The 3560-nt window shown below is 66.0% G+C and carries 4 protein-coding genes; 2 read left to right on the top strand and 2 right to left on the bottom strand.

Going from position 1 to position 3560, the window contains the following annotated elements; genetic code table 11:
- Window positions 1-173: hotdog family protein (locus AC2VOG_RS10400; RefSeq protein WP_486939815.1), on the top strand; the 173-nt coding region annotated here is incomplete at its 5' end.
- 86 nt (window positions 174-259) lie between these two features.
- Window positions 260-661: a PaaI family thioesterase gene (locus AC2VOG_RS10395; protein ID WP_486939814.1), complete on the top strand. Its 402-nt coding sequence runs from the start codon at window positions 260-262 to the stop codon at window positions 659-661.
- On the opposite strand, the gene otsB is transcribed toward AC2VOG_RS10395, so the two are convergent.
- Together otsB and AC2VOG_RS10385 are read right to left on the bottom strand one after the other, a co-directional pair.
- Window positions 662-1717 carry a trehalose-phosphatase gene (otsB, locus tag AC2VOG_RS10390; protein WP_486939813.1) on the bottom strand — a complete coding sequence of 352 codons (1056 nt, stop codon included), beginning with the start codon at window positions 1715-1717 and terminating at the stop codon, window positions 662-664.
- Between the two features lie 55 nt (window positions 1718-1772).
- Window positions 1773-3164, bottom strand: coding sequence for a WS/DGAT/MGAT family O-acyltransferase (locus tag AC2VOG_RS10385; RefSeq protein WP_486939812.1), 1392 nt, complete (start codon window positions 3162-3164; stop codon window positions 1773-1775).
- Between the last annotated feature and the right edge of the window lie 396 nt (window positions 3165-3560).

Below are 3560 nucleotides of genomic sequence, written 5' to 3'. Positions count from 1 at the left end.
CCGCCATCGACGCACGATTCACCAAACCGGTGTTTCCCGGGGAGACGCTGACCACCTTGATCTGGCGCACCGGGCCCGGCAAGGCGGTGTTCCGCACCGAGGCGGCCGGGCCCGACGGCAGCAACGCCCGGCTGGTGCTCGAAGACGGCGCCGTGGAGTACATCGAGGGTTAGCCGATCTGTCGACGTGGCGATCGAACCGTTTTATCCCGCCGACGCGGACACCGCCGCGACGTTGCGGGCACTAGGAAAGTGAGCCGATGACCGACACCGCCGCCACCGAAATGATCCACGGACTGGTCCCGCTGGCCGTCACGCTGGGCATCACCGCCGACACCGCGAGTCCGGATGAAGTTGTGCTGAGCCTGGATTGGGCCCCGAACTTGACGACCGGCGGAGGCGTGCTGCACGGCGGCATCGTGATGGCGCTCGCGGACACCTCCGGCGCGGTCTGCGCATTCCTGAATCTTCCCGACGGCGCCGGTGGGACCACGACCATCGAATCCAAGACCAATTTTCTCGCCGCGACTGGCTCCGGCACGGTCAAGGCGCACAGCCGTCCCTTGCACGTCGGGCGGCGAGTCATTGTGGTCGAGACTGAGATTCGCGGCGACAGCGGCAAGCTGGCCGCCAAAACTATTCAGTCGCAAGCGGTCCTGTGATCAGTCCGCGAGTCGCTGTGCCAGCCGCTCGGTGAATTCCCGCACCCGCTCGGGGTTGTCCAGCGCGTAATGGGCCGCGGTAGCGCGGTCGCCGTCGTCGCTGTGCCGCACCAGGATGGCGATGCCGTTGTCGGCGACCGCGTCGAAGGCATCCTCGTCGGTGATGTCGTCGCCGAGGTAGACCGGCAGCAGCGGGCCTTCGTTGCCGCGGATGTAGTCGAGCACCCAGCGCAACGTTTTTCCCTTGTCCCAGTCGACATCTGGACGAAGTTCGATGACTTCACGACCGGTCGTCACGCGCAGGCCGGTCCGATGCCCGGCGCTTCGCACCGCCGCGGCCACCTCGCCGACCCGGTCACGCGCGGAATTGCGGTAGTGCACGGCGACGCCGAATCGCTTGTGTTCCACGACGACTCCCGCAACCTCGCCGAGTTGGCGGGCCAGCGCTGTGGCGGCTGCTGCCAGCACCGGAATGCTCTGTGCTGCTTCGGCATTCTGGTGGTGCACGCCGTCGGGCCCGGTCAGCTCGAAGCCGTGGCTGCCCGCGTACCACAGGCCGGGCAGGCCGACCCGCTGCCGAACGTCGGCCAGGTCGCGGCCGCTCAGGATCGCCACCGGGCATTGAGCACTCAGCGCGGTCAGCGCCTCGGCTGCGCCGTCGACCAGTCGCGCGGAGTCCGGGTCGTTGACGATCTCGGACAGTGTGCCGTCGAAGTCGTAGAACGCCGCGGGCCTGGCAATGGCATCGAGCGCCTGCACAGCGTCGGGCAGTTCGGACATCGGCCGATCCCCGGTGCGAACGGCGACGTCGTTGGGGTCGGTAATCACCAGTGCGAAGCCGGCGGCTCGCGCGGTCGCCGCCGCTTTGTCGGTGGACGCGACGACTGCGCAGCGGCCCGGTCGTGTCCCGAGGCGGTCGGCCGACTCGACGAACGAGGCGGGATCTGATTCAGCGGGGCGCACACCTGCGTCGTTGAGTCGTGCCACGAACGCGGGCTCGGGCTCGGCGTCGAACAACACGGCATCCAGGCGACGTGGGTCGATGATGACCGACATTCCCGCCTTCCCGGGCCGCGGATGCGGCGCCGCTAGTCAGGTTAGTCGCTGTGGGTCAGACCGATTTCTTGTCGAACAGCAGGACCGAGTCGTGGCTGAGCATGTCCAGGCGCGCGACCCCGATTTTGATGCCGTCGGCCAACTCGTCGATGTCGGCTCCCGCGTCGTAGTCGGCGGTGATACCGAATACCAGGTCGTCGGCGTAGCTCATCACGGCGATACCGGTGCGCAGCTGCAGGGCGATCGGCGGAATGGGCAGCAGCCGGCTGACTGTGCGGCCCATCATCTGCAGCCGTCGGTGGGGGCCCGGGACATTGGTTGCCAGCGTCGCGATGCCGCGTTGCGGTAGGCGGGTTATCAGTCGAATCAGCCACGAGGACAACATGAATGGGACGAAGCCGGTTATCGAGACCGCCACGTTGCCGGCCTGGCGCTGGCCGCCCTGCTTGGTCCGGGTCAGCCTGGCGTGCACTGCGCGCAACTGCTGGATCGGGTCGTCTTCGTCGACCGGAAGATAGGGCAGCATGATCGAGATTCGGTTACCCGGCTTGTCTGCGGAGTCGGGCGAGCGTACCGAAACCGGTACCAGGGTGCGCAGCGAATCCGGGCGGGGTTTTTCGCCGCGGTGCAGCAGAACGGATCGATAGCCTTCGGTGATCGCGGCCAGCGCGACGTCGTTGACAGTGACGTCGAACTTGCGGCAGACCTGCTCGACATCGGCGAGTGGGACGCGGACCGCACAATAGCGCCGCATCGAGGTAACCGGGCCGACCAGCGACGATCCCGCGGTCGGACGCATCAGACCGGCGGCGATCTCGGTCGCGCCGCTGACCGTTCGGGTCGCCATGCCGGTGATCCCGGTGGCGGTCCGCCAGAGATCGCTCAGCGGGTTGGTGCGCGATGCTCGCTCGGGTACCGGTGTCAAGTGTGGGTGCCGGCCTGCCCGCTTCGCGGCGGGCCGGGTGAACATATCGCCGTCGACCTCGTCGCACAGCCGGGCGAGGATGCGAATCGCCGAGATCCCATCGGCCATGCAGTGGTGGACCTTCATCAGGATCGCCCATCGCTTGCCCTTCAGGCCTTCGATGACCCAGCATTCCCACAGCGGGCGGTCGCGGTCGAGTCGGCGCTCCAGCACGTCGGCGACAACCTGGAACAGTTCGGTGTCATCACCTGGCCGCGGGACTGCTATGCGCCGCACATGACGGCTGATGTCGAATGCCGGATCGTCGACCCACTGCGGTGCGCCGACATCGAAAGGCTGGGTGCGCAGCATCTGCGTGAATCGAGGGACTGATCGAACACGCTCTGCCAGAACAGCTTTGAATTGTTCATACGCCGGGGCCGCGCCGTCGATGATGGCGATTCCACCGATTGCCAGACTGACGTTACGGTCCGAATCTTCGGCCATGAGGAAGCCTGCATCGAGAGTATTGAGTTGCTCCACGAATCGACACCGCCATTCAAGCTCTGGGACTTCGCACGATTATTCGCCGGTGCCCTCGGCGGGAGGTGGCGCCGAGATTAAATCGTGTAAACAACTGGGGTCGGTTGTGTGGCAACGTAGTTGAAGTACCGTCGGCAGGCGTACAGAAGCCGGCTGCCTGAGAATCTCTGAGAGTTTCCCCAAGCCCTGTCAAAGATGTTCTGGTGGTGTACTGCCCAGCAGTGCAAGGGAAGCCGGTCGACGGCAAGCTGATCGTCATCGGGTGAGATATCCGAACATACATTCGATACACTGGCGAGGTGGGATGGAGCAACGGTCCGCCGGGCTGGTCGGAGATGGAGCGGGTGCTCTCCGGCAAACCCCGCCGCTCCGGCACGCCCACCGTGTGGACTCCGG

It is taken from the genome of Mycobacterium sp. TH-M11 (assembly GCF_057473725.1).
The sequence above is the reverse complement of the archived record's forward strand: the minus strand, read 5'-3'. Positions and strand labels throughout refer to the sequence as shown.

Bases quoted from the DNA above. Each gene is read 5' to 3' on its own strand.
- AC2VOG_RS10395 (WP_486939814.1), top strand. From the start codon at position 260: ATGACCGACACCGCCGCCACCGAAATGATCCACGGACTGGTCCCGCTG.
- otsB (WP_486939813.1), bottom strand. From the start codon at position 1,717: ATGTCGGTCATCATCGACCCACGTCGCCTGGATGCCGTGTTGTTCGAC.